This window comes from Streptomyces sp. NPDC058683, from assembly GCF_042716195.1.
GTDB lineage: Bacteria > Actinomycetota > Actinomycetes > Streptomycetales > Streptomycetaceae > Streptomyces.
Map to the genome: position 1 here is coordinate 1 of NZ_JBHXSK010000063.1, position 22,669 is coordinate 22,669.

A 22,669-nucleotide genomic window follows, 5' to 3' on the forward strand; every position below is an offset into this window, starting at 1 on the left:
GGCTGAGTTGGTCAGCCCGTCCGGCGTTTGCATGGTCACTTCCTCCGCAGCGTCACCCCCGCCCCCACCGCCGCCAGCACCAGCAGCACCGCCCCCGCGATCGCCGCCCCCTGCATCCCGCTGGTGAACGCCTCCCGTGCGGTCCGCAGCAGGGTCTCTCCCGCGGGCCCCGGCAGCCGGCTCGCCGTGGCCAGCGCGCCGCCCAGCGTCCCGCGGGCCTCCGCCGGGGCCGTGACCGGCATCTGGTGGCGGTAGACGGCCGTGCCGATCGACCCCAGGACGGCCATGCCGAGCGCCCCGCCGAACTCCGTGCCGGTCTCCAGCAGTGCGGAGGCGGTGCCCGCCCGTTCCACCGGTGCGCCGGTCATCGCGAGGTCGGTCAGCTGGGACATGATCGCGACCATCCCGCAGGCGAGGACACCGGCCCCGGCCAGCACCAGCCACTGCGAGTCGGTGCCGACGAGGGCGAGCAGGACGAACCCGCCCGCCATGGCCGTGAAGCCGCCGGCGACGACATGGCCCCGGCCGACGCCCCGCTGGACCAGCTGTGCCGTGAGCGGACCGGCGGCCCCGATGAAGACCGAGGGCAGCAGGCTCCACAGCGCGGCCTCCAGGGGGCTCTTGCCGAGCACCGCCTGCAGATACTGCGTGGTGAAGATCGCCGAGCCCATCATGGCGAGCGAGGCGACCAGGCTCAGGACCAGCGCCGGGGTGAAGCCGTGCCCCTTCAGCAGGGCCGGCGGGATCAGCGGCGAGGTGCTGGTGCGCTGGCGGCGGACGAAGAGCGCGGCGAAGAGCAGGCCGACGGTGATCGAGACGACGTACAGCGGGTGCCAGCCCTCGGAGGGGATCTCCTTCACGCCGTAGATCACGGGGAGCACGGCGGCCATCGACAGCGGGACGCTCAGCCAGTCGAAGCGGCCGGGGGAGGGGTTCCTGGACTCGGGGAGCAGGACCGGGCCGAGCACCAGCAGCATCACCATCGCGGGCAGGTTGACCAGGAAGACCGAGCCCCACCAGAAGTGCTCCACGAGGATCCCGCTCATCACCGAGCCGAGTGCGATGCCGCCGGTCATGACGCCGGACCACAGGCCGATCGCCTTCGCGCGCTGGCCGGGGTCGGTGAACATCGTGCGCAGCAGGGCCATCGTGGACGGCATCAGGGTCGCGCCGCCGATGCCGAGGATCGCGCGGGCGGCGATCAGGGTTCCGGCGCTGTCGGCGTACGCGGCGAGCAGCGAGGCGCCGCCGAAGGCCGCGGCGCCGATCAGCAGCAGCCGTCGGCGGCCGATGCGGTCGCCCAGCGCGCCCATCGTCATCAGCAGACCGGCCAGGACGAAGCCGTAGATGTCCAGGATCCACAGCTGCTGGGTGCCGCTCGGGCGGAGGTCGGCGCCGATCGCCGGGAGGGCGAAGTACAGGACCGAGACGTCCATGGAAACCAGGAGCAGCGGCAGCATCAGCACGCCGAGTGCGGTCCTCCCCCAGAGGGGGGACCCCCAGCGGCGCCCCGCACGGGAGTTGGTCTCGGGTGTGCTCGTGGTCGTGCTCGTCGGGTTCGTCATGCCAAGGAATGTACGGGCGTCTTAAACGCCTGTCTAGAACGTTTGTATATGACATGCGTGTAGGACGGTTGTATGGATCCCGGGGTAGGCTGGCCGGCATGGGACACCGTGAGGATCTGCTGGAAGGCGCCAAGCGCTGCCTGCTGGAGAAGGGGTTCGCGCGGACGACGGCGCGCGACATCGTCAAGGAGTCGGGGACCAACCTCGCCTCGATCGGCTACCACTACGGCTCCAAGGACGCGCTGCTCGCGCAGGCCTACATCGCGCTGGTGGAGGAGATGTCCTTCGAGGGCGGCGACGAGGGGCTGACTGGAGCGCCCGGCTCCCTTGAACGGTTCCGCGAGGTGTGGTCGAACATCGCCGACAGCATGCGCGAGCCCGGTTCGATGTGGCGCCTCGGCATGGAGATCATGGCGATGGGCGACCAACTGCCGGAAGTCCGCGACCAGTTGTCCCGCGCCCAGCGCGAGGGCGGCCGGGGTCTCATCGCGCTGCTCATGGGCGTACCGGAGGAGGGCGTCTCCGACGAGACCGCCGACACCCTCGGCCGCTTCTACATGACCCTGATGTCGGGCCTCATCGCGCAGTGGACCTTCGACCCGAAGACCGCACCCGACGGCGACGCCCTCGCCGAGGGCCTGCGCCAGATCGTCGAGGCCGTGACGCGGAGCTGACCGGGCGTCAGTCGAAGGTGTACGTGACCACCGCGCGGGCCGGGAAGCGGAGATGGTCGCCGAACAGCGGCGAGCGCTCGACGGTCACGCTGACGCCGTCGACGGGGCCGTAGTACCAGACGGGGGTCCGCAGGCCGGGACCGCACAGGCCGTCCGGAAGCCGGTACGGCTCGCCGGCGACGCCGACACTGCCGTGGCTCTTGTCGAACAGGTCCGTGCCCTCCGGCACGATGCCCGCGCTGTGCAGGTAGTCCGACAGGCGCCCGCTCCGGAAGGACACCCCGGCGCTGCCGTTCCGGGTGAAGTAGCGGACGTCGGAGGCATCGGAAGGGAGTGGCGTGCCCCGGACGCCGATCGTCTCCGGCAGTCGCTGGTCGCTGCCCGCACAGGCCCGGTCGTCGCCGAACGGATGAAACAGCTCGCCCCGCAGCAGCCAGACGGCCCCGCCGGCCGGCACCGCGAGGGCGAGCAGTACGGCTGCGAGGCAACCCAGCCGACGGCGTGATCCGGGACGTCCGCTCATCTCCGCCATGCCCTCCATGTTCGCCGCGCTGCCTGATCGGGCACCCCGTGCTGCCCTGCGGGATCTGGTGTCCGCCCGCGCCGACGGCTATCGACGTAAGGAGAACCGTTTCTGATCCCGGCGGAAGGTACCCCATGCACGCTCACGGCGACACCGGTGCGCGAGAGATCCGGAAGGAGCGCTCGCCGGTCCGGCCGTCCGTCCGTCAGGACCGGTCGCCGTCACCCGGCCTGATGGACTTTCGGCACACGGCGGGCAACGCCGCCGTCGTGGAGATGCTCCGCCGCACCGGGCGGTCTCCCGGCCAGGACGGGCCGTCCGTGCAGCGCCAGACGGACGGGAAGCAACTGGTCATCCAGGGCGACGACGGTGCCACGACCCTCCGCTCCGCCTCCGATCTGCTGGTGTGGCTGATGAGTCACCCGACGCGTCCGGCGCCGAAGAACTACGCCGAACCCGACATCCTGCGCCGGGTGCTGGCCCGGCTGGAGACGTCCGGAGGGGCCGTCGACCACGGCACGGTCTGGGCCGCGGTCCGCGCGGTCGTCGCACGGACCGCGACGACCGCCAGCAGTAGCAGCAGCGACAGCGACAGCGACGGCGAAGGCGGGTTCTTCCGCTCCGGCCCGACCCGGCGGGACAGCGACAGCGACAGCGACAGCAGTGACGAGGAGTCGGAGACGGCGTCCCAGACGGGCGAGGACTGGGACGCGGGGCACTGGGACACGGACGAGTACGGCATGGCGGAGCCCGCGGAGTTCCGGCGCGAGATGCCCGGGGACGACGTCGCCGAGCAGCAGCGGGCGCTGAGCCGGACGCTGTCCGGCTACCGGCTGGTGGGTTTCCACGGCACCAACGCGGAGAACGTCGGCGGCCTGATCATCGACGGCCCCGACGTGGCCCGGATCGCCACCGGCCACGGCATCGGCAAGGGCCGCGGCTTCTACGTCGCCCCGGTCGTCGGGCCGCCCGGCGGGAAGTCCCCCGGCACCTCCGGAGCGAAGAAGGAGGCCAGGATGTGGGGGAAGTTCCTGCTCGCGGTCTATGTCGCCGACGATGTCTCGGTCGGGGAGCACCACGACGAATCGGAGGACGGGTTCGCCTTCGAGGGCGGTGGCTCGGCCGGCGGCGAGGCGGTGATGACCTTCCACGGTTCCGACGAACTCGTGGTCCCCGAGGAGCTGTTCGGCAAGATCAAGCTGGTCCGCAACGTGGACGACGTGGCGATGCCGACGGCCCCCCGGCAGGCCGGGGCGGTCGCCTACGCGGACGGTGTCAGCGGCTACAGCAAGGCCCCGGGCAAGGGCAAGGGCCGCAAGTAGGCGGGCGGTTACAGCCGCGCCCCCTTCAGCGCCATGTGCAGCAGCAGCCGGTCCTCCCCGTCGTCCAGGTCGAGGCCGGTGAGCTGCTCCACGCGGGACAGGCGGTAGTACAGGGTCTGCCGGTGGATGCCGAGGGCCGCCGCCGTGCGGCCCGCCTGGCCCGCGCAGTCCAGGTACGCCTCGGCGGTACGGGCCAGTTCCCGGTGGGCCGGGGTGAACAGCACGGCCACCGCCGGGTCGTGGGAGGCCTCCGGCGGCAGCGCGGTCAGCAGCCGGTACGGGCCGATCCGCGCCCACTCGGCGACCGGCCCGAACCGCGGCTCGGCCAGCGCGGCGCGGGTGGCCGCGGCGGCCTCCTGCCAGACCGTGCCCAGTTCGGCGAGGCCGGCCCGGGCCTCGCCCACCCCCGCGGCGCAGCCCTGTGCCGCCGCGGCCGCGCCGGTGAACCCCGCGGCTACGGCGGCGGCCGTGCGCGCCCCGGCCCCGCGCGCCGACGCCGACCTGGCCGACCTGGCCTCCTCCGCCTCCTTGAGCAGCCGCGCGGCCGCCGTCAGGGCGGGGGTGGCCGTGTCCGTGCTGCGCAGCCGGACCAGGACGGCCAGGCTGTGGCCGCTGGTCCCCCACGGCAGCGTGCACAGCGCGGTGGCGTGCGGGACCGTGCGCGGGGACGGGGCGTCGTCCGGGTCGGCGGACGGCCAGGGGGCGACGCAGACCATCGTGTGCGGACCGTCCGCACGGGCGCCGAGAGCGGTGCGGAACTCGGCCACCGCCATGTCCCGCTGCCAGCCGCGCTCCGCCACCAGCACCGCCCGCAGCTCCCGGCCCAGCCCCGCCCCCGCCTGCGCCTCGTCCGCGAGCAGTGCGCCGATCCGCCCCGCCACGCTCATGGCGGCGGCCAGCTGGGCGTCCGTCGGACCCGGATCGTCGTCGAGGAGCCAGACGTAGCCGAGGACGACACCCCGATGGCGTACCGGCAGACAGATCCTTCCCCGGTACACCCCCGCCTCCGGGGTCGGCGGGATACGGACCGGTCCGGTGGCCCGGGTGATGCCGAAGCCCTCGAACCAGGTGCGGACCGCCGCCGTGGAGCGCCGGGTCAGGATCGAGCGGGTCCGGACCGGGTCCAGCGCCGACGGATCGAGGTCGCCCTCACTGTCGTACGCCCCGAAGGCGAGCAGCTCGAAGTCGCGGTTCTCCAGGGTCGCCGGGACGCCCAGCAGCTCGGAGATCTCGTCGACCAGCTCCTGGTAGTCACCCTTGAATTCCGACGTCACCCGGGCATTCTCCCGCAATTCACGGACGCCTTCATACATCTGTCTGAGATCTGCGGCACGGATGCGTGACAGCTGTCGATGGCTCACGATCGGAGAGATCCCTAACTTTCACGGTGGTTCTCCGTGCCGTATCCACACCGTCGGATCGCGGCCGTTCTGGCATGTGTTGTGGAGGTGCCCCGTGCTGGGTCCCGTGATTCTCGCCGCGTCGCGCAGCGACCGGATGCGACGCCTTATCTCGGCGGCCCCGGTGACGAAGCAGGTCGTCGACCGCTTCATCCCCGGTGAGTCGGTCGACGACATCGTCCCGATCGTCGAGGAGCTCACCGGCCGCGGCCTGGAGCTGACCATGGACGTCGTCGGCGAGGACATCACCACCCCGGAGCAGGCCACCGCCGCCCGGGACGCCTACCTGGCGCTCATCGACCGCCTGCGCGGGCTGGGCCTCGGCGAGCGCGTCGAGATGTCGGTCAAACTGTCCATGTTCGGACAGGCGCTGGACGGCGGTCACGAACTGGCCCTCGCCAACGTCCGCCCGGTCGTCGAGGCCGCCGCCGCCATCGGTACGACCGTCACCCTCGACGCCGAGGACCACACCACCCTCGACTCGATGTTCGCCATCCACGAGGAGCTGCGGAAGGACTTCCCGGCGACCGGCTGCGTCATCCAGGCCTACCTCTTCCGCACCGAGGCCGACGCCCGGCGCCTCGCCGAGGCCGGCAGCCGGGTCCGGCTGGTCAAGGGCGCCTACAAGGAGCCCGCAGAGGTCGCCTACCAGCAGAAGCACGAGATCGACAAGGCGTACGTGCGGGTCCTCAGGACTCTCATGGAGGGCGAGGGGTACCCGATGGTCGGCTCCCACGACCCGCGCCTCATCTCCATAGCCCAGGAGCTCGCCCGGCGCGCCGGGCGCAAGCCCGACGAGTACGAGTTCCAGATGCTGTACGGCATCCGGAGCGACGAGCACCTGCGCCTTGCCGCCGAGGGCCACCGGATGCGGGTCTACACGGCCTACGGCACCGACTGGTACGGCTACTTCATGCGCCGTCTCGCGGAGAAGCCGGCGAACCTGCGCTTCTTCGTCCGCTCCATGCTCAGCAAGGGCTGAAGCGTCATCCCTCCCGCCCGCCTCCCCGCACCACCCGCTCACGTACAAGGAGTTACGGATCCCATGGACGCTGTGACCCAGGTCCCCACCCCCGTCAACGAGCCGGTGCACGGCTACGCCCCCGGTTCGCCCGAGCGCGCCCGCCTGGAGGCCAGGCTCAAGGAGCTGGCCGACAACCCCATCGAGCTGCCGATGACCATCGGCGGCGAGAAGCGGCTCGGCGGCGGCGAGCCCTTCCAGGTCGTCCAGCCGCACCACCACAAGTCCGTCATCGGCACCGGCCGGCACGCCACCCAGCAGGACGCCAAGGACGCCGTCGACGCGGCCCTCGCCGCCGCGCCCGCCTGGCGCGCGATGTCCTTCGATGACCGCGCGGCCATCATCCTGCGCGCCGCCGAGCTGCTCTCCGGCCCCTGGCGCGAGACCATCGCCGCCTCCACCATGCTCGGCCAGTCCAAGACCGCCCAGCAGGCCGAGATCGACAGCCCCTGCGAACTGGTCGACTTCTGGCGGTTCAACGTCCACTACGCGCGGCAGATCCTCGCCGAGCAGCCCCCGGCCAACTCCCCGGGCGTCTGGAACCGGATGGACCACCGCCCGCTGGAGGGCTTCGTCTACGCGATCACGCCGTTCAACTTCAGCGCGATCGCGGCCAACCTGCCCACCGCGCCGGCGCTGATGGGCAACGTGGTCGTGTGGAAGCCGTCGCCGACCCAGACCCACGCGGCCGTCCTGCTGATGCAGCTGCTGGAGGAGGCGGGGCTCCCCAAGGGCGTCATCAACCTCGTCACCGGTGACGGCATCGAGGTCTCCAAGGTCGCCCTCGAGCACCGCGACCTCGCCGGCATCCACTTCACCGGCTCCACCAAGACCTTCCAGCACCTGTGGAAGACGGTCGGCAACAACATCGAGAAGTACCGCACCTACCCGCGTCTGGTCGGCGAGACCGGCGGCAAGGACTTCGTGGTCGCCCACCCGTCGGCCGACCGCGCGGTGCTCAAGACCGCGCTGACCCGCGGCGCCTTCGAGTACCAGGGCCAGAAGTGCTCGGCGACCTCCCGCGCCTACGTCCCGGCGTCCATCTGGAACTCCGGCTTCAAGGAGGAGTTCGCCGCCGAGGTCGACCACCTCACCATGGGTGACGTCACCGACCTGTCGAACTTCATCGGCGCCGTGATCGACGACCGCGCGTTCGCCAAGAACAAGGCCGCGATCGACCGCGCCAAGGAGGACCCGACCTGCACGATCGTCGCGGGCGGCAGCTACGACGACTCGGTCGGCTACTTCGTCCGCCCGACCGTCGTCGAGTGCGCCGACCCGGAGAACGAGGTCTTCCGCACCGAGTACTTCGGCCCGTTCCTCGCCGTGCACGTCTACGAGGACGACCGGTACGACGAGATGCTGACCCAGATGGAGTCGGTGTCCGAGTACGCGCTCACCGGCTCGGTCATCGCCGGCGACCGCGCGGCGGCGGCGTACACGATGGAGAAGCTGCGGTACGCGGCCGGCAACTTCTACATCAACGACAAGTCGACCGGCGCCGTCGTCGGCCAGCAGCCCTTCGGCGGCGGCCGTGCCTCCGGCACCAACGACAAGGCCGGCGCCCCGCAGAACCTGCTGCGCTGGACGCTGACCCGCGCGATCAAGGAGACCCTGGTCGCGCCGACCGACTACTCCTACCCGCACATGGGCTGACCCACGGCCCACCCGAGCACGGGCCGGGAAGCCTGACCCACGAGCAGGCTTCCCGGCCCGTTCCCATGAGCCGGCGGGAACCCGGGGAAAGCCCGGAGAAACCTCGGGGAAGCGGTCACTCCCGCGGCGCGCCGCGGCTTTCGAGTTCCTCCACCGTCAGGGCCTCCCGGAACCTGGCCCCGGCCTCGGTACCGGGCGCCGCCGACAGGATCACGATCTTCAGCTCCGAGTCGCCGTCCGTCAGGACGTCGCAGTCGATCTCCACCGGCCCCACCCGCGGATGCTCGACCGTCTTGCGGTCCTCGCGGTGGGCCGCCACCGTGCCGCTCGCCCACAGCCGGGCGAACCGCGGGCTGCCCTCGGTCAGTTCGCGGACCAGCTCGGCCAGGCGGGCGTCGTGCGGGAAGCGGCCGGTGGCGCGGCGCAGGTCGGATGCGATGGCGAGGTCGGAGTCGTCGTGGTTCGCCACGAGCACCGGCCAGGACGAGACGCGTGCTCCCCCGGAGCCGACCGGGAACCTCGATCGGGCGAGGTTGCGCAGCTTCGGCGGTGTGGCCGCGGGATCGCCGAGCAGCGCGGCCCAGCCGGGGTTCCACCAGAGCAGCTGCCAGTGCGCGGTGAACACGGCGACCGCCACGTCCCCGAGCCGGTTCAGCACGCGGTGCACACCCGGCGGGAGGTGGTCGGGGACCGGACCGTCGTCCGGGGGCGCGAGCCCGGCCATCCGGTGGAGGTGTTCGCGCTCGGTGCCGGTCAGCCGCAGGGCCCGGGCGAGGGCGGCGACCACCTGTCCGGACGGTGCCGTCGCCCGCCCCTGCTCCAGGCGCACCACGTAGTCGACGGACACCCCGGCGCGCTCGGCGAGCTCCTCGCGGCGCAGTCCGGCGGCCCGGCGGGTCCGGCCGACCGGCAGCCCCACGTCCGACGGTGACAGCCGTTCCCGCCAGACCCGGATGGTCGTACCCAGGTCGGTCGCCTCTTTCCCGGTCATGCTCTCCATCCTCCCCCCTCGGCGATCGTGGTACCGCCCTTCCTACGGTCGAAGCGTCTCTGGAAGCGGACCGGCGCCGGACGGACGATCGACCCATGACCATCACCTTCATCACCGGCGCGAACAAGGGCCTCGGCCGAGAGACCGCCCGCCGCCTCGTCGAACTCGGCCACACCGTGATCGTCGGCGCCCGCGACCCGGAGCAGGGCGCCTCGGTCGCCGAGGCGCTCGGCGCGCGGTTCGTGCGGATCGACGTCACCGACGACGCCTCCGTCACCGCCGCGGCCGCCGACGTCGCCGCCCACGAGAGCAGGATCGACGTACTGATCAACAACGCCGGAATCTCCGGCCCGCACGACGACCCCGCCGGGCTGACGGCGGCCGGCGCCCGGGCCGTCTTCGACGTCAACCTCTTCGGCGTCATCCGCACGACCACCGCGTTCCTGCCCCTGCTGCGCAGGTCGGCGGAGCCCGTCATCGTCAACGTCAGCAGCGGAATGGGGTCCTTTGCGGTCACCCACGATCCCGCGCGCGTCGAGTCCTCCGTCGTCTCGCCCCTCTACACCGCCTCCAAGGCCGCCCTGACCATGCTCACCACCCAGTACGCCAAGGCCCTGAAGGACATCCGCGTCAACGCCGCCGATCCCGGCTATACCGCCACCGACCTCAACGCCCACAGCGGCCCGCAGACCGTCACCGAGGGCACCGACGCGATCGTCCGCCTCGCCACCGAGCCGTCCGACGCGGGAACGGGCCGCTTCATCGACCGCCACGGCCCCGTCGACTGGTGATCCCGTACGACACTTGGGTCATGTCTCTCCGTGTCGCCCACACCGCCGATCTCGCTCCCGCCGACCTCCGGGCCGCCCGCGGCCTGCTCCACGAGGCGTTCGGCGGGGACTTCGCCGACAGCGACTGGGAGCACGGTCTGGGCGGTCTGCACGCCCTCGTCCACGACGACGAGGGGCTCGCCGCCCACGGCTCGGTCGTCATGCGCCGGGCCAGGCACCGCGGCCGCTGGCTGCGGGTCGGCTATGTCGAGGCCGTCGGCGTCCGGCCCGACGCCCGCCGCCGGGGTCTGGGCGGGCAGGTGCTGGCGGCCCTTGAGGGGATCGTCGAGCGGGCGTACGACTTCGGTGCGCTGTCCGCCAGCGAGGACGGTGCCCGGCTCTACACCGTCCGGGGCTGGGAGCGTTGGGCCGGTCAGGTCTGCGCCGCCTCCCCGGAGGAGGGGATCGTGCGCCTGGCGGACGAGGAGGGGGACGTGTACGTGTGGCCCGGCCTCGCCGGGGACGTCCTCGACCCCGCCCACGAGCTGGTCTTCGACTGGCGGGACGGCGATGTCATGTAACCCGTCTGCCTCCGGGGTGACGTCCGTCCCGGCGGTCCCATCCGCCCCACCTGTCAAAAGCCCAGCTCACAGCCGTCTGCCCCGGTGCGCCGTCTCAGATAGTAGGAAGCCCAAGTAATTGTGCAGACAGAAGCGAGCCGCTCCCTTACTTTTGTAGGAGCCGAACGTCTCGCTCGATCAAGCGAATGGCGGTCGTGAGCCGGGCCCCGTGCAGGCAACCCCTGCGGCACCGCTCTCCGCCCCTTCCGGCGTCTCGTAACCCCCCATTGCCGTACTCCATGTATGTCGAAGGAGTCGATTCCCATGGCCGAGACGACCGTCCGCCGCCGCGTCCGCCACGTGTCCCGGACCAGCGAGTCCGAGCGCAAGAACGCCGCCGCCGCCCTCCAGCGTGCCCTCGACCGCCGTGACAACGGCGGCGAGACCGGCCACTGAGCCGAGCCCACCTTGACCGGGAGCCGCACCCGCACGGAGTACGGCGCGGCCGGGACAGCCGCGCCGTACTCCGGGACGTGCTCCGGGATGTGCTCCCGCCTCAGCCGCCCCGCCGTATCTCGAAGTGGTCGATCCGCGCCCCGCTCTGCGCCAGCGCCGACACCCTCAGCCTCGGGGTGGTACCCGCCTCCGCCTCGACCTTGAGGAAGGAGAAGCCGGTGTACCGCACCCGCGACCACTCCACCGTCTCCGCCACGTTGTGCTGCCCCTTTGTCCAGTGGAAGCTGCGCACCGCCCCGTGCCGGGTGACGTGCCCCTCGTAACTGTCCTTGACCCCGGACGGGAACGAGTAGAGGTCCCGCCCGCCGCCGCCCGCCGTGACGTACACGATCCCGTCCCGGGTCGGGTCGGTCGAGCCGCCGACCGGGACCGCGCGGCCGACCCTGCCGCCCTTCACCGCGTCCGTGCGCTCGTAGACGTGGTTGTGCCCGTTGACGACCAGGTCCACCTGGTACCTGGTGAACAGCGGCAGCCAGGCCGCCCGGATCCCGCCGTCGGAGGCGTGCGCGGACGTCGAGTACGCGCAGTGATGGAAGAAGACGACCACGAAGTCCACGCCCGGCGCCGCCCGCAGCTCCTTCAGCTTCTTCTCCAGCCACGTCGTCTGCCGGCCGCCGCTGTAGCCGAGGTTGGCGGGGATCTCGTACGACACGTCGTTGGCGTCCAGTGCCACGAAGCCGACGTTGCCGTAGGTGAACGCGTACACGCCCGGCGCGCCGTGCGGGTCGAAGCCGTTGTCGGGGAGGGCGAAGCGGGCGTACTGGCCGCCGTAGCCGTCGGGGCCGTCGGGGGAGTACCAGGCCTCCATGTCGTGGTTGCCGGTCGTCACCATCCACGGGATCGAGCGCGCCACCGGGTCGTTCTGGCGCAGGAACCGGTCCCACTCCCGTGCGTCGTAGCCGTCCGAGGTGCGGCCGGAGCCGTTGCCGTCCGCGTAGCAGATGTCGCCGGCGTGCAGGTGGAAGGCCGGGTTCTGCTTGAGCAGCGCGTTGTCGCCGGCCTTGCCCGCCTGGCTGACGCCCTGGTCGCCGAAGGCCGTGAACACGAACTTCTCCGGACTCGCGGGCGCGGTGCGGAAGGAGGTGATGGTCGCGCGGTGGTTGGGGGCGGCCGGGTCCCAGCCGTCGTGCCCGACGCCGTAGTAGTACGTCGTCCCGGGGGTGAGGCCGTCCAGGGCCGCGTGCACGTAGTACTGCTCGACCACCGGGCGCACCCCCTGCACCCCGGGCGTGTGCAGGTGCCGGATCTCCGCGGCGACCCGCCGGCCCAGGTCGTCCGGGCGCGTCCCGACCCGCACGAACGGCTTCTTCACCGCGAACGGCACCTGCCAGGAGATCCGCATCCGCGTCCTCGGGTCGGCGCCGAAGGCGAGATGGCGGCCGAACGGCACCACGGCCGCGCCGCGGACCGCGGAGGTCGCCGGCGCCGGACTCGCCGACTTCTTCGCACAGCCGGCGACCAGGCCGCTGCCCGCCATCGCGCCCGCCATCGCGCCCGCCGTCACCAGGGTGCGGCGGCTCACCAGCCGGCCGCGCAGGTACTCGTACTGCTCGGCCATGCTCATCCGGGCGGCGAGCCGTGGTGGAATGCCGAAGTCGGGGACGGGGGGTCCGGGGGGTACCCCCCTGGAAGGCGCAGTCATGGGGGAAACGTGCCCAGCGCAGGCCAACAGCGGCCCCACGTACGGGTGAACGCCGGTTGACGGAACCATCCGTGCTGTCCGCATGGCGGACAACGCGTGTCATCCCATGGGACGAGGAGTAGGGTGCCGACATGTCTCGCAGCATCGATCTCGCAGTGATCCCCGGTGACGGCATCGGGCAGGAAGTCGTGGCCGAAGGCCTCAAGGTCCTCTCCGCCGTCCTCCCGGAGGACGTGAAGCTGGAGACCAAGGAGTACGACTTCGGCGCCCAGCGTTACCACGCCACCGGTGAGACCCTCACCGAGGCCGACCTCGACGCGCTGAAGAACCACGACGTCATCCTGCTGGGTGCGATCGGCGACCCCAGCGTCCCCTCCGGGGTCCTGGAGCGCGGCTTCCTGCTGAAGCTCCGCTTCGCCTTCGACCACCACGTCAACCTGCGTCCGTCGAAGCTCCTCCCGGGGGTCGCCACCCCGCTGGCCGGCGAGCCGCACATCGACTTCGTCGTGGTCCGCGAGGGCACCGAGGGCCCGTACACCGGCAACGGCGGCAGCATCCGCAAGGGCACCGAGCACGAGGTCGCCACCGAGGTGTCCGTCAACACGGCCTACGGCGTGGAGCGTGTCGTCCGGGACGCCTTCGCCCGCGCCCAGGCCCGCCCGCGCAAGAAGCTCACGCTGGTCCACAAGAACAACGTGCTGACCTTCGCCGGGCACCTGTGGACGAACGTCTTCAACCAGGTGGCCGAGGAGTTCCCCGAGGTCACCACGGACTACATCCACGTGGACGCGGCCACCATCTACCTGGTGACCGACCCCGGCCGGTTCGATGTCATCGTCACCGACAACCTCTTCGGTGACATCATCACCGACCTCGCCGCGGCCATCTCCGGAGGCATCGGCGTCGCGGCGAGCGGCAACATCAACCCCTCCCGTGACTTCCCCTCGATGTTCGAGCCGGTCCACGGTTCCGCGCCTGACATCGCCGGCCAGGGCAAGGCCGACCCCACCGCCACGGTCCTGTCCGTCGCCCTGCTCCTGCGCCACCTCGGCTACGAGGCGGAGGCCGCCCGGATCGAGGAGGCCGTCACCGCGGACCTCGCCGAGCGCCAGGGCAAGCCCGCCCGCTCCACCTCGACGCTCGGCGACGCCATCGCCGGCCGAGTCCCCGGCAGCCCCGCCGCCCACCCGATCGACTTCGAAGCCGCCGGGTCGCACACGCGCCCGGCGGCTTCCCCATGCCTGCCGCCGGGTGCCACCATCAACCCCGGGTCAGCATTCACCCCGATTCCGTTCATCCCGGCCCCCGCGCGATAATCGAACGCGGAGCCGCGCTATGAGGGAATGCTCGGACGTCCTACCAGGGGACACCGGCGTACGGGCGTGAGCGCGGCCCATCACTACAACCGGTGAAGGACTAACCACTCATGACGACGCCCACGATCGAGCTCAAGCCGTCCGCACACCCGCTCGCCGCCGCCGAGCGCGAGGCGATCCTGGCCAGCCCCGGATTCGGCCGCCACTTCACCGACCACATGGTGACGATCAAGTGGACCGAAGGCCGCGGCTGGCACGACGGCCAGCTCGTTCCGTACGCGCCGATCCCCCTCGACCCGGCGACCAACGTCCTGCACTACGCCCAGGAGATCTTCGAGGGCCTGAAGGCCTACCGCCGCCCCGACGGCTCGGTCGCCACCTTCCGCCCCGACCAGAACGCCAAGCGCTTCCAGCGCTCCGCCCGCCGGCTCGCCATGCCGGAGCTGCCGGTGGAGACCTTCATCGAGGCCTGTGACCTGCTCGTCCAGCAGGACAGGGACTGGGTCCCGGCCCACGGCGGCGAGGAATCCCTCTACCTGCGCCCCTTCATGATCGCCACCGAGGTCGGCCTGGGCGTCAAGCCGGCCAACGAGTACCTCTTCCTGGTCATCGCCTCCCCGGCCGGCGCCTACTTCCCCGGCGGGGTCAAGCCGGTCTCCATCTGGGCCTCCGAGGACCGGGTCCGCGCCGTCCCCGGCGGCATGGGCGACGCCAAGACCGGCGGCAACTACGCGGCCTCCCTGCTCGCCCAGGCCGAGGCCGCCGCCCAGGGCTGCGACCAGGTCTGCTACCTCGACGCGGTCGAGCACAAGTGGGTCGAGGAACTCGGCGGCATGAACCTGTACTTCGTGTACGGCGACAAGATCGTCACGCCGACCCTCAGCGGCTCGATCCTCGAAGGCGTCACGCGTGACTCCCTCCTCACCGTCGCCCGTGACCTCGGCTACGAGTCCGAGGAGGCCCGGGTCTCCATCGAGCAGTGGCAGCGCGACTCCGAGAACGGCACCCTCACCGAGGTCTTCGCCTGCGGCACGGCGGCCGTGATCACCCCGGTCGGCACGGTCAAGCGGACCGGCGCCGAGTGGCGGCAGTCGGACGGCGAGCCGGGCGAGGTGACCATGAAGCTCCGCGAGGCGCTCCTCGACATCCAGCGCGGCAAGGTCGCGGACAAGCACGGCTGGATGCACGAGCTCGGCTGACCGGTCTCCGGCCGTCCGTTCGACGCGTATCGCCTCCCCCGTACGGGTATCACCTCAGTCCACCCGGGGGAGGGAACACGCGTGAGCGGACGGTCGCCGATGCCACGGCTGCGCTGGCTGATGCGGACCCTACGGACACCCCGCCGCCCGCAGAGCCTCACCGTGCTCGGACTGCTCACCGCCGTCGCGGCCGTGCTGCTGTGGCGGGCCTCGACGATGGACAACTACGGGCAGAACTTCGCCCTCAACCTCGGCACCGACATCGTCGGCGTGGTCGTCACCGTGTTCGTCATCGGCCCGCTGATATCCCGGGCCCAGGAGGGCCGCGTCCGCGAGCACACCCGGCTCGACTACGAGTGGTTCGCCGCCCAGGTGTACGGCTCGACGTCCAACGTGAAGGTCCTCGACACCTTCTCCAACCTGTTCGGCCCGCAGTTCTCCGAGCGTCTCTTCCGCGGCGTCAGATCCGCCACCGCGAGCGGCGCCCGGGTGCAGATCCTGCTGCTCGACCCCGACTCCCTCGCCGTCATCCTGCGCGGCCGCGAACTGGGCGAGCAGAGCGCCGACATCCGCCGCGACATCATGCGCAACCTGCGCACCCTGGACGGGTTCGCCCGCCGCCTGGACACCGCCTCCCGGCATCTGCTGGAGGTACGGCTGTGCTCGACCTCCCCCGGTGTCACCCTCTACCGCTGGGACGAGCGCTGCCTGGTCTCCTTCCTGACCGTCGGCCGGCTCTCCGGCGAGGGCGTCCAGCTGGAGGTCGCGGTCCGCTCCCCGCTCGGCACCTTCGTGGAGCAGCGCTTCGACGAACTGTGGCAGCAGGGCAAGCCGATGGAACGGTTCACCCGGCTCCCCGTCACCCTGGTCGACGCCACCGACGGGAGACGGGAGTTCGTCTGCCGCTTCGTCTTCCTCGACGACCGCCTGTACGTCGCCGCGCCCGACCTCGTCACCTATCTGGCCCGCCGCCGGCTGGACCAGCTCAGCGCGTACAGCGAGGCGCTGACCGGGGCCGGGGCGCACGAGGTGATCGTCGTGGACGACGAGAGCGAGCTGCACCGGCGGCTCATCCACCACTTCGGGGAGAAGTACGATGCGCACGCGGCCGCCTTCGTGGAGTTGCGGCCGTCCACGGTCCTGGTCACGGAATAGAGGGCCCCGCCACACATGTGTTCAGCGCACCACCCCCGTTTCCGCGCCTTCACGCCCCGCGACCTGGACGGTCTGCTGCGGCGGGTCTCCCTGACGGACGATCAGCGGCTGGCGCTGCGGGCGGTCTCCTCGGTCCTGCCGTTCCGCACCAACGCCTATGTCGTCGACGAGCTGATCGACTGGTCGGCGGTGCCCGAGGACCCGGTCTTCCGGCTGACCTTCCCGCAGTCCGGGATGCTGCCCGGGGCCGACGTCCGCCGGATGGCCGGCCTGCTGGCCCGTGAGGCGCCCCGGGCCGAGGTCCAGCGTGCCGCCCACGAGATCCGGATGCGGCTCAACCCGCACCCCTCGGGCCAGCTCGACGCCAACGTCCCCGTGCACGAGGGCCGCCGCCTCACCGGCCTCCAGCACAAGTACCCGGAGACCGTGCTGGTCTTCCCGCGCCAGGGACAGACCTGCCACGCCTACTGCACCTACTGCTTCCGCTGGCCCCAGTTCGTCGGCGAGGCCGACCTGCGCATCGCCACCGACGACATCGGGGCCACGACCGCCTATCTGCGCGCCCACCCCGAGGTGAGCAGCGCCCTGATCACGGGCGGCGACCCCCTGGTCATGAGCACCGACGTGCTGCGCCGCTACGTCGAACCCCTGCTGGAGACCGACACGGTCCGCTCGGTGCGCATCGGCACCAAGTCGCTCGCCTTCTGGCCGTACCGCTTCACCACCGACCGCGACGCCGACGACCTGCTCCGCCTCTTCGAGCAGGTGGTGGCGAGCGGCCGGCACCTCGCGCTGATGGCCCACTTCACGCATCCGCAGGAGCTGCGCCCGACCGTCGTACGGGAGGCCATGCGCCGGGTCCGGGACACCGGCGCCGTGATCCGCTGCCAGGGGCCGCTGGTGGCCGGGATCAACGACAGCGCCGAGGCCTGGGCCGAGCTGTGGGAGGAGACGACCACGCTGGGCGCGGTCCCGTACTACCAGTTCGTGGAGCGGGACACCGGCCCCCAGGGCTACTTCGCCGTCCCCCTGGCCCGCGGCCACGCGGTCTTCCGGGACGCCTACGCCCGCGTCTCCGGTCTCGCCCGTACCGTCCGCGGCCCGGTCATGTCGGCGATGCCCGGCAAGGTCTGCGTGGACGGGGTCGCCGAGGTGGCCGGCGAGAAGGTCTTCGTCCTGCACCTGATCCAGGCCCGCGACCCCGCGCTGGTGAACCGGCCGTTCTTCGCCGCCTACGACGAGGGCGCCACCTGGTTCACCGACCTCAAACCGGCGTTCGGGGCGAGTGAGTTCCTGCCGGGGCTGGGGCCGGGCTGACCGGCACGACCGGCCGGCCGGGTGCGAGCGCCAGGTAGACCAGGCCGCCCACCAGGCCCGACAGCAGGAAGGAACAGTCCACCCCGCCCGTCAGCGACAGCAGCGGTCCCTCGTACGACGGGAGTGAGACCGCCAGCAGGCCCACTCCGGCGCCCAGGGTCCAGGAGACCACGGCCCGGATGTTCCAGCCGGCCCGGTACCAGTAGATCCCGCCGTGCGAGCGGCGGTTGAAGACCTGGAGGGCGTCCGCGTCGTACCTGCCCCGGCAGCGGACGAAGCCGATGAGCGTGATGACCGCCCAGGGGGTGCCGATCGCCGTCAGCAGGAGCACGAAGGACGTCATCGCGGACTGCGCGTTCCAGGTGTAGTGGCCGACGAAGACGCAGGCCGTGGCGACGATCGCGACCGTGTAGGTGGCGCGGGCGCGGGACGCGCGGGGCAGGATCGCGTCCAGGTCCAGGCCCATCGAGTACAGCATCAGGCCCGCGTTGCCGACCGAGCCAGCGGAGGCGGAGAGCAGCAGCGGGACCAGGTACCAGGCGGGGGAGGCCGACACCAGCGGGCCCGCGTAGTCCGTCGCCGCCCGCGCCGCGTACGCGGTGAACGTGCCGAACAGCTGCGGCACCAGCAGGCCCAGGATCAGGCCCAGCCAGGTCGCGTGCAGGACCCGGCGGGAGGAGTGGCGGGCGGGGGAGATGTAGCGCGTGTAGTCGCCGAGGAGGGTGATGAAGGCGACCGGGCCCGACAGCCCCGCCGCGACCGCCGCCAGACACCAGGTCGGCCAGAAGCCGCCCAGCAGATAGCCGCCCGCCGCCGGCAGGGGAGAGGTGGTGAAGTGCGGGGCGTAGGCGAAGATCCCGAGGACCAGCAGGGCGGTCATGCCGACGGCGAGCACCCGGGACATGGCGAGCAGGACGCGGTAGCCGTAGACCGCGCCCGCCACCGTCGCCGCCGCGAGCACCCCGTAGACCACGGCGTACGACACCCCGTCCGCGGGCAGTCCGAACAGCCGGTTCAGCACGCCCACCATCACGTCGCCGCCGATCCACACGGTCAGCGCGGTGTAGCCGAGGGCAAGGAGCAGGCCCACCACCGAGCCGACCAGCCGCCCGCGCACCCCGAACTGCGCGCCGGAGGAGGTGGAGAGGTTGGTGCCGGTGCGCAGCGAGACCAGGGCCAGCGGGGCCGTGAACACCGTGCCGACCAGCGTGCCCGCGACGATCGCGCTCACCGACGCCCACCAGCCGAGCCCGAAGGACGGCGGCAGCCAGCCGAAGATGATCACGCCGAGGCAGAGGTTGGAGCCGAGCAGGATCGAGACCAGGTCCTTGGGCCCGCTGGTGCGTTCCTCGTCCGGGATGGTGTCGACTCCGCGCTGTTCTATCGGCATGGCTGGTCCCCTTCGACGGCCATCTGAGACGTATGGCTGAGAGTTAGAGCGACGTTCAATGTGGGTGACCAGGCGGTTGATGTCAATGGTTCCCTTCTCGTAATCCGGCATTTAGAGTGGTGCTCTAAGTGCAGGAAGCGAAGGAGGTACCGGGACGTGCGACTGACCCCCACGGAACGTGACCGGCTGCTGCTCTTCGGAGCCGCCGAGCTGGCCCGCGCCCGCCGCGCCCGGGGCCTCAGGCTCAACGTGCCGGAGGCCACCGCACTGATCGCGGACACCGTCTGCGAGGCCGCCCGGGACGGCAGGCGGCTCGCCGAGGCCGTCGAGGCGGCCCGCTCCGTCCTCGGCCCGGCCGACGTGCTGCCCGGTGTCGCCGACATCGTCACCGAGGTGCATGTCGAGGCCGTCTTCGACGACGGCTCACGGCTCGCGGTGGTCACCGACCCGATCGGGGGCGGCGGGCTGGGCGAGAAGGGGCCGGGCGCGCTGCTGCCCGGACCCGAGCACGCCGACCCGGAGGCGGTCGTACGGCTGCCCGTGACCAACACCGCGACCGTCCCCGTCTCCGTCACCTCCCATTTCCACTTCTTCGAGGCCAACCCGCGCCTCGACTTCGACCGCGCCGCCGCCTACGGCCTGCGGCTCGCCGTGCCCGCCGGGTCCTCCGTGCGGTTCGGGCCGGGGGAGTCGCTCGAGGTCGGCCTGGTGCCGATCGGCGGCGCCCGGGTCGCCATCGGCTTCGCCGGCCTTGTCGACGGGCCGCTGGACGCGCCCGGGGCCCGCGAGGAGGCGCTGCGCCGCGCGGCCGCCTGCGGCTACCTGGGCGTTCACGACATCCGCGACCAGGAGGCAGACCGATGAGCCGTCCCGGAGGCCACCCGGCCGAGGCCCGCCGCCTCACCCCGTACGAGTACGCGGCCGCCCACGGCCCCCGGGCCGGCGACCGGGTCCGCCTCGGGGACTCGGGGCTGGTGATCCGCGTCGAGGACGACGCGCAGCGCTATGGCGACGAGTTCCTGGCCGGCTTCGGCAAGACCGCCCGCGACGGACTGCACCTGAAGGCCGCCGCCGTCCGGGACACCTGTGACGTCGTGATCAGCAACGTCGTCGTGATCGACGCGGTGCTGGGCATCCGGAAGGTGTCCATCGGCATCCGCGAGGGGCGGATCTGCGCGATCGGGCGGGCCGGGAACCCCGACACCCTGGACGGTGTCGACGTCGTGGTCGGCACCGGTACCTCGATCGTGTCCGGCGAGGGGCTGATCGCCACCGCCGGGGCCGTCGACACCCACGTGCATCTGCTGTCGCCGCGCATCATGGAGGCCTCGCTGGCCTCCGGCGTCACCACGATCATCGGGCAGGAGTTCGGCCCGGTGTGGGGCGTCGGCGTGAACTCGCCCTGGGCGCTCAAGCACGCGTTCAACGCCTTCGACGCCTGGCCGGTCAACATCGGCTTCCTCGGGCGCGGTTCGTCCTCGCACGCGGCTCCGCTCGTCGAGGCCCTCGCCGAGGGCGGCGCCTCCGGCTTCAAGGTGCACGAGGACATGGGCGCCCACACCCGGGCGCTGGACACGGCCCTGCGGGTCGCCGAGGAACACGACGTCCAGGTCGCCCTGCACAGCGACGGGCTGAACGAGTGCCTGTCGGTCGAGGACACCCTCAGGGTGCTGGAGGGCCGCACCATCCACGCCTTCCACATCGAGGGCTGCGGCGGCGGACACGTACCCAACGTCCTGAAGATGGCCGGTGTCCCCAACGTCATCGGCTCCTCCACCAACCCCACCCTGCCGTTCGGCCGGGACGCGGTCGCCGAGCACTACGGGATGATCGTCTCCGTCCACGACCTGAAGACCGACCTGCCCGGCGACGCGGCGATGGCCCGGGACCGCATCCGCGCCGGGACCATGGGCGCCGAGGACGTGCTGCACGACCTGGGCGCGATCGGCATCACCTCGTCCGACGCACAGGGCATGGGCCGGGCCGGGGAGACCGTCCGCCGTACCTTCGCCATGGCCGGCAAGATGAAGGCCGAGCTCGGCGCCCCGGACGACGGCCACGACAACGAGCGCGTGCTGCGGTACATGGCCAAGCTGACCATCAACCCGGCGATCGCCCACGGGCTCGCGCACGAGGTCGGCTCGATCGAGGTCGGCAAGCTGGCCGACATCGTGCTGTGGTCGCCCGAGTACTTCGGGGCCAAGCCGCAGCTCGTCCTCAAGTCCGGCTTCCCGGCGTACGGCGTGACCGGCGACCCGAACGCGGCCACCGACACCTGCGAACCCCTGGTCCTCGGACCGCAGTTCGGGGCGCACGGGGCGACTCCCGCCGACATCTCGGTGGCCTTCGTCGCCCAGGCCGCGCTGGACCAGGGCAACGACACGATGCCCACCCGGCGCCGCCGGGTGGCGGTCCGCGGCACTCGCGGCATCGGCCCCGCCGACCTGCGGCTCAACTCCCGTACCGGAGCGGTCGACGTGGATGGGCGAACCGGCCTGGTCACTCTCGACGGCGAGCCGCTGCGCTCGGAGCCCGCCGACTCCGTCTCCCTCAACCGCCTGTATTTCCTCTGAATGCCACAGCTGTAAGGATCACCGATGTCTGCTGCCTCCGACGGCTTCCGGATGCCCGCCGAGTGGACCCCGCACGAGCGCACCTGGATGGCGTGGCCGGGTCCCAACCCCACCTTCGACGACCCGGACGACCTCCTCGCCTCCCGGATGGCCTGGGCCTCGGTGGCCCGCGCGATCCTGCGCTTCGAACCGGTGACGGTGGTCTGCGGTCCCGGTCAGTCGGCGGACGCCCAGGCGCTGCTCGGCCCGGGCGTCGACACCGTCGAGCGCGAACTGGACGACGCCTGGATGCGGGACATCGGGCCCACGTTCCTCACCGACGGACGTGAACTGGCCGCCGTGGACTGGACGTTCAACGGCTGGGGCGCCCAGCACTGGGCCCGCTGGGAGCACGACGCGAAGGTCGCCGGGTATGTCGCGGACCTCGCGGGCGCGAAGACGTACGCCTCGAAGCTGGTGAACGAGGGCGGTGCGATCCACGTCGACGGTGAGGGGACCGTCCTACTGACCGAGACCGTGCAGCTCGGGCCCGAGCGCAACCCCGGGTGGAGCCGTGCGGAGGTCGAGGCGGAGATCCACGGGATGCTCGGCACCCGCAAGGCCGTCTGGCTGCCCCGCGGCCTCACCGGCGACTACCCTCCGTACGGATTCGGGACCCTCGGGCACGTCGACATCGTCGCCGCCTTCGCCCGCCCGGGAGTGGTGGTCGCGCACTCCCAGCCCGACCCCGCGCACCCGGACCACGAGGTGACCCGGGAGGTCATCGGCCTCCTGCGGTCCCAGACGGACGCGCGCGGCCGCACCCTGGAGGTCGTCGAGGTCCCGGCCCCGACCGTCCTGGAGGCCGACGGCCACTGGGCCGACTACTCCTACATCAACCACTACCTCTGCAACGGCGGGGTCGTGCTCTGCGGCTTCGACGACCCGCGCGACGAGACGGCCGCCGGGATCTTCCGCCGTCTCTTCCCCGAGCGGACGGTGACGCTGGTGGACGCCCGTACGATCTTCTCCGGCGGTGGCGGCATCCACTGCATCACGCAGCAGCAGCCGAAGATCTAGCGGTACGAGGATATGGGGAG

The 22,669-nt window shown here is 71.7% G+C and carries 19 protein-coding genes and 1 pseudogene; 14 read left to right on the top strand and 6 right to left on the bottom strand.

All coding sequences use genetic code 11. The features are described 5' to 3' along the window. Positions 1 to 35 precede the first annotated feature (35 nt). On the bottom strand, positions 36 to 1,565 hold the full coding sequence (locus ACFWXC_RS45150) for an MFS transporter (protein ID WP_384488717.1): 1,530 nt from the start codon (positions 1,563 to 1,565) through the stop codon (positions 36 to 38). Positions 1,566 to 1,663: 98 nt separating this feature from the next. Here ACFWXC_RS45150 and ACFWXC_RS45155 point away from each other — a divergent pair, with 98 nt between their 5' ends. Then, positions 1,664 to 2,239, top strand: coding sequence for a TetR/AcrR family transcriptional regulator (locus ACFWXC_RS45155; RefSeq protein ID WP_384488719.1), 576 nt, complete (start codon positions 1,664 to 1,666; stop codon positions 2,237 to 2,239). Positions 2,240 to 2,246: 7 nt separating this feature from the next. Here ACFWXC_RS45155 and ACFWXC_RS45160 read toward each other — a convergent pair whose 3' ends face one another. Continuing rightward, on the bottom strand, positions 2,247 to 2,762 hold the full coding sequence (locus ACFWXC_RS45160) for a hypothetical protein (RefSeq protein WP_384488721.1): 516 nt from the start codon (positions 2,760 to 2,762) through the stop codon (positions 2,247 to 2,249). A gap of 134 nt (positions 2,763 to 2,896) precedes the next feature. Here ACFWXC_RS45160 and ACFWXC_RS45165 point away from each other — a divergent pair, with 134 nt between their 5' ends. Continuing rightward, on the top strand, positions 2,897 to 4,084 hold the full coding sequence (locus tag ACFWXC_RS45165) for a hypothetical protein (RefSeq protein WP_384488723.1): 1,188 nt from the start codon (positions 2,897 to 2,899) through the stop codon (positions 4,082 to 4,084). An 8-nt stretch (positions 4,085 to 4,092) separates the two neighbouring features. On the opposite strand, the gene ACFWXC_RS45170 is transcribed toward ACFWXC_RS45165, so the two are convergent. Then, on the bottom strand, positions 4,093 to 5,358 hold the full coding sequence (locus ACFWXC_RS45170; protein WP_384488725.1) for a PucR family transcriptional regulator: 1,266 nt from the start codon (positions 5,356 to 5,358) through the stop codon (positions 4,093 to 4,095). A 181-nt stretch (positions 5,359 to 5,539) separates the two neighbouring features. On the opposite strand from ACFWXC_RS45170, the gene ACFWXC_RS45175 reads away from it, so the two are divergent. Beyond that, positions 5,540 to 6,466 carry a proline dehydrogenase family protein gene (locus ACFWXC_RS45175; protein ID WP_384488727.1) on the top strand — a complete coding sequence of 309 codons (927 nt, stop codon included), beginning with the start codon at positions 5,540 to 5,542 and terminating at the stop codon, positions 6,464 to 6,466. 63 nt (positions 6,467 to 6,529) lie between these two features. Then, a complete protein-coding gene (pruA, locus tag ACFWXC_RS45180; protein ID WP_384488729.1) occupies positions 6,530 to 8,161 on the top strand; it encodes an L-glutamate gamma-semialdehyde dehydrogenase in 1,632 nt (543 codons plus the stop codon). 115 nt (positions 8,162 to 8,276) lie between these two features. Here the strand turns inward: pruA and ACFWXC_RS45185 are convergent, their stop codons facing one another. Next, on the bottom strand, positions 8,277 to 9,161 hold the full coding sequence (locus ACFWXC_RS45185; protein WP_384488731.1) for a helix-turn-helix transcriptional regulator: 885 nt from the start codon (positions 9,159 to 9,161) through the stop codon (positions 8,277 to 8,279). An 86-nt stretch (positions 9,162 to 9,247) separates the two neighbouring features. Between ACFWXC_RS45185 and ACFWXC_RS45190 the strand changes: the two genes are divergently transcribed. The 3 genes from ACFWXC_RS45190 (at position 9,248) to ACFWXC_RS45200 (ending at position 10,938) form a co-directional block, all read left to right on the top strand. Beyond that, the gene (locus tag ACFWXC_RS45190; RefSeq protein WP_384488733.1) at positions 9,248 to 9,943 is read left to right on the top strand and encodes an SDR family NAD(P)-dependent oxidoreductase; all 696 of its coding nucleotides are present in this window, start codon (positions 9,248 to 9,250) and stop codon (positions 9,941 to 9,943) included. Between the two features lie 20 nt (positions 9,944 to 9,963). Beyond that, entirely contained in the window at positions 9,964 to 10,503 is a 540-nt protein-coding gene (locus ACFWXC_RS45195; protein WP_384488735.1) for a GNAT family N-acetyltransferase, read from the top strand. A 303-nt stretch (positions 10,504 to 10,806) separates the two neighbouring features. Next, positions 10,807 to 10,938 carry a hypothetical protein gene (locus ACFWXC_RS45200; protein ID WP_089098576.1) on the top strand — a complete coding sequence of 44 codons (132 nt, stop codon included), beginning with the start codon at positions 10,807 to 10,809 and terminating at the stop codon, positions 10,936 to 10,938. Between the two features lie 100 nt (positions 10,939 to 11,038). Here ACFWXC_RS45200 and ACFWXC_RS45205 read toward each other — a convergent pair whose 3' ends face one another. Next, positions 11,039 to 12,640, bottom strand: a complete 1,602-nt coding sequence (locus ACFWXC_RS45205; protein WP_384488737.1) for a purple acid phosphatase family protein — start codon at positions 12,638 to 12,640, stop codon at positions 11,039 to 11,041. A 131-nt stretch (positions 12,641 to 12,771) separates the two neighbouring features. On the opposite strand from ACFWXC_RS45205, the pseudogene ACFWXC_RS45210 reads away from it, so the two are divergent. The 4 genes and pseudogenes from ACFWXC_RS45210 to ACFWXC_RS45225 form a co-directional block, all read left to right on the top strand. Further along, positions 12,772 to 13,812: pseudogene (locus ACFWXC_RS45210) on the top strand (3-isopropylmalate dehydrogenase); the annotation flags it as partial. 254 nt (positions 13,813 to 14,066) lie between these two features. Then, positions 14,067 to 15,155 (top strand): branched-chain amino acid aminotransferase, encoded by a 1,089-nt coding sequence (locus tag ACFWXC_RS45215; protein WP_384488739.1) that lies wholly within the window; start codon positions 14,067 to 14,069, stop codon positions 15,153 to 15,155. A gap of 81 nt (positions 15,156 to 15,236) precedes the next feature. Continuing rightward, positions 15,237 to 16,310: a hypothetical protein gene (locus tag ACFWXC_RS45220; RefSeq protein WP_384488741.1), complete on the top strand. Its 1,074-nt coding sequence runs from the start codon at positions 15,237 to 15,239 to the stop codon at positions 16,308 to 16,310. Positions 16,311 to 16,325: 15 nt separating this feature from the next. Then, positions 16,326 to 17,627: a KamA family radical SAM protein gene (locus ACFWXC_RS45225; RefSeq protein WP_384488743.1), complete on the top strand. Its 1,302-nt coding sequence runs from the start codon at positions 16,326 to 16,328 to the stop codon at positions 17,625 to 17,627. Here ACFWXC_RS45225 and ACFWXC_RS45230 read toward each other — a convergent pair. Next, positions 17,575 to 19,017 (bottom strand): cytosine permease, encoded by a 1,443-nt coding sequence (locus tag ACFWXC_RS45230; protein WP_384488745.1) that lies wholly within the window; start codon positions 19,015 to 19,017, stop codon positions 17,575 to 17,577. The genes ACFWXC_RS45225 and ACFWXC_RS45230 overlap by 53 nt on opposite strands. Positions 19,018 to 19,173: 156 nt before the next feature. On the opposite strand from ACFWXC_RS45230, the gene ureA reads away from it, so the two are divergent. The 3 genes from ureA to ACFWXC_RS45245 are packed head-to-tail and all read left to right on the top strand — an operon-like array spanning position 19,174 to position 22,649. Continuing rightward, on the top strand, positions 19,174 to 19,881 hold the full coding sequence (gene ureA / locus ACFWXC_RS45235) for an urease subunit gamma (protein WP_384488747.1): 708 nt from the start codon (positions 19,174 to 19,176) through the stop codon (positions 19,879 to 19,881). Then, positions 19,878 to 21,590, top strand: coding sequence for an urease subunit alpha (locus tag ACFWXC_RS45240; RefSeq protein ID WP_384488750.1), 1,713 nt, complete (start codon positions 19,878 to 19,880; stop codon positions 21,588 to 21,590). The genes ureA and ACFWXC_RS45240 overlap by 4 nt, the downstream gene beginning before the upstream one ends. 24 nt (positions 21,591 to 21,614) lie before the next feature. Then, a complete protein-coding gene (locus tag ACFWXC_RS45245) occupies positions 21,615 to 22,649 on the top strand; it encodes an agmatine/peptidylarginine deiminase (protein ID WP_384488752.1) in 1,035 nt (344 codons plus the stop codon). The last annotated feature ends 20 nt before the right edge of the window (positions 22,650 to 22,669 follow it).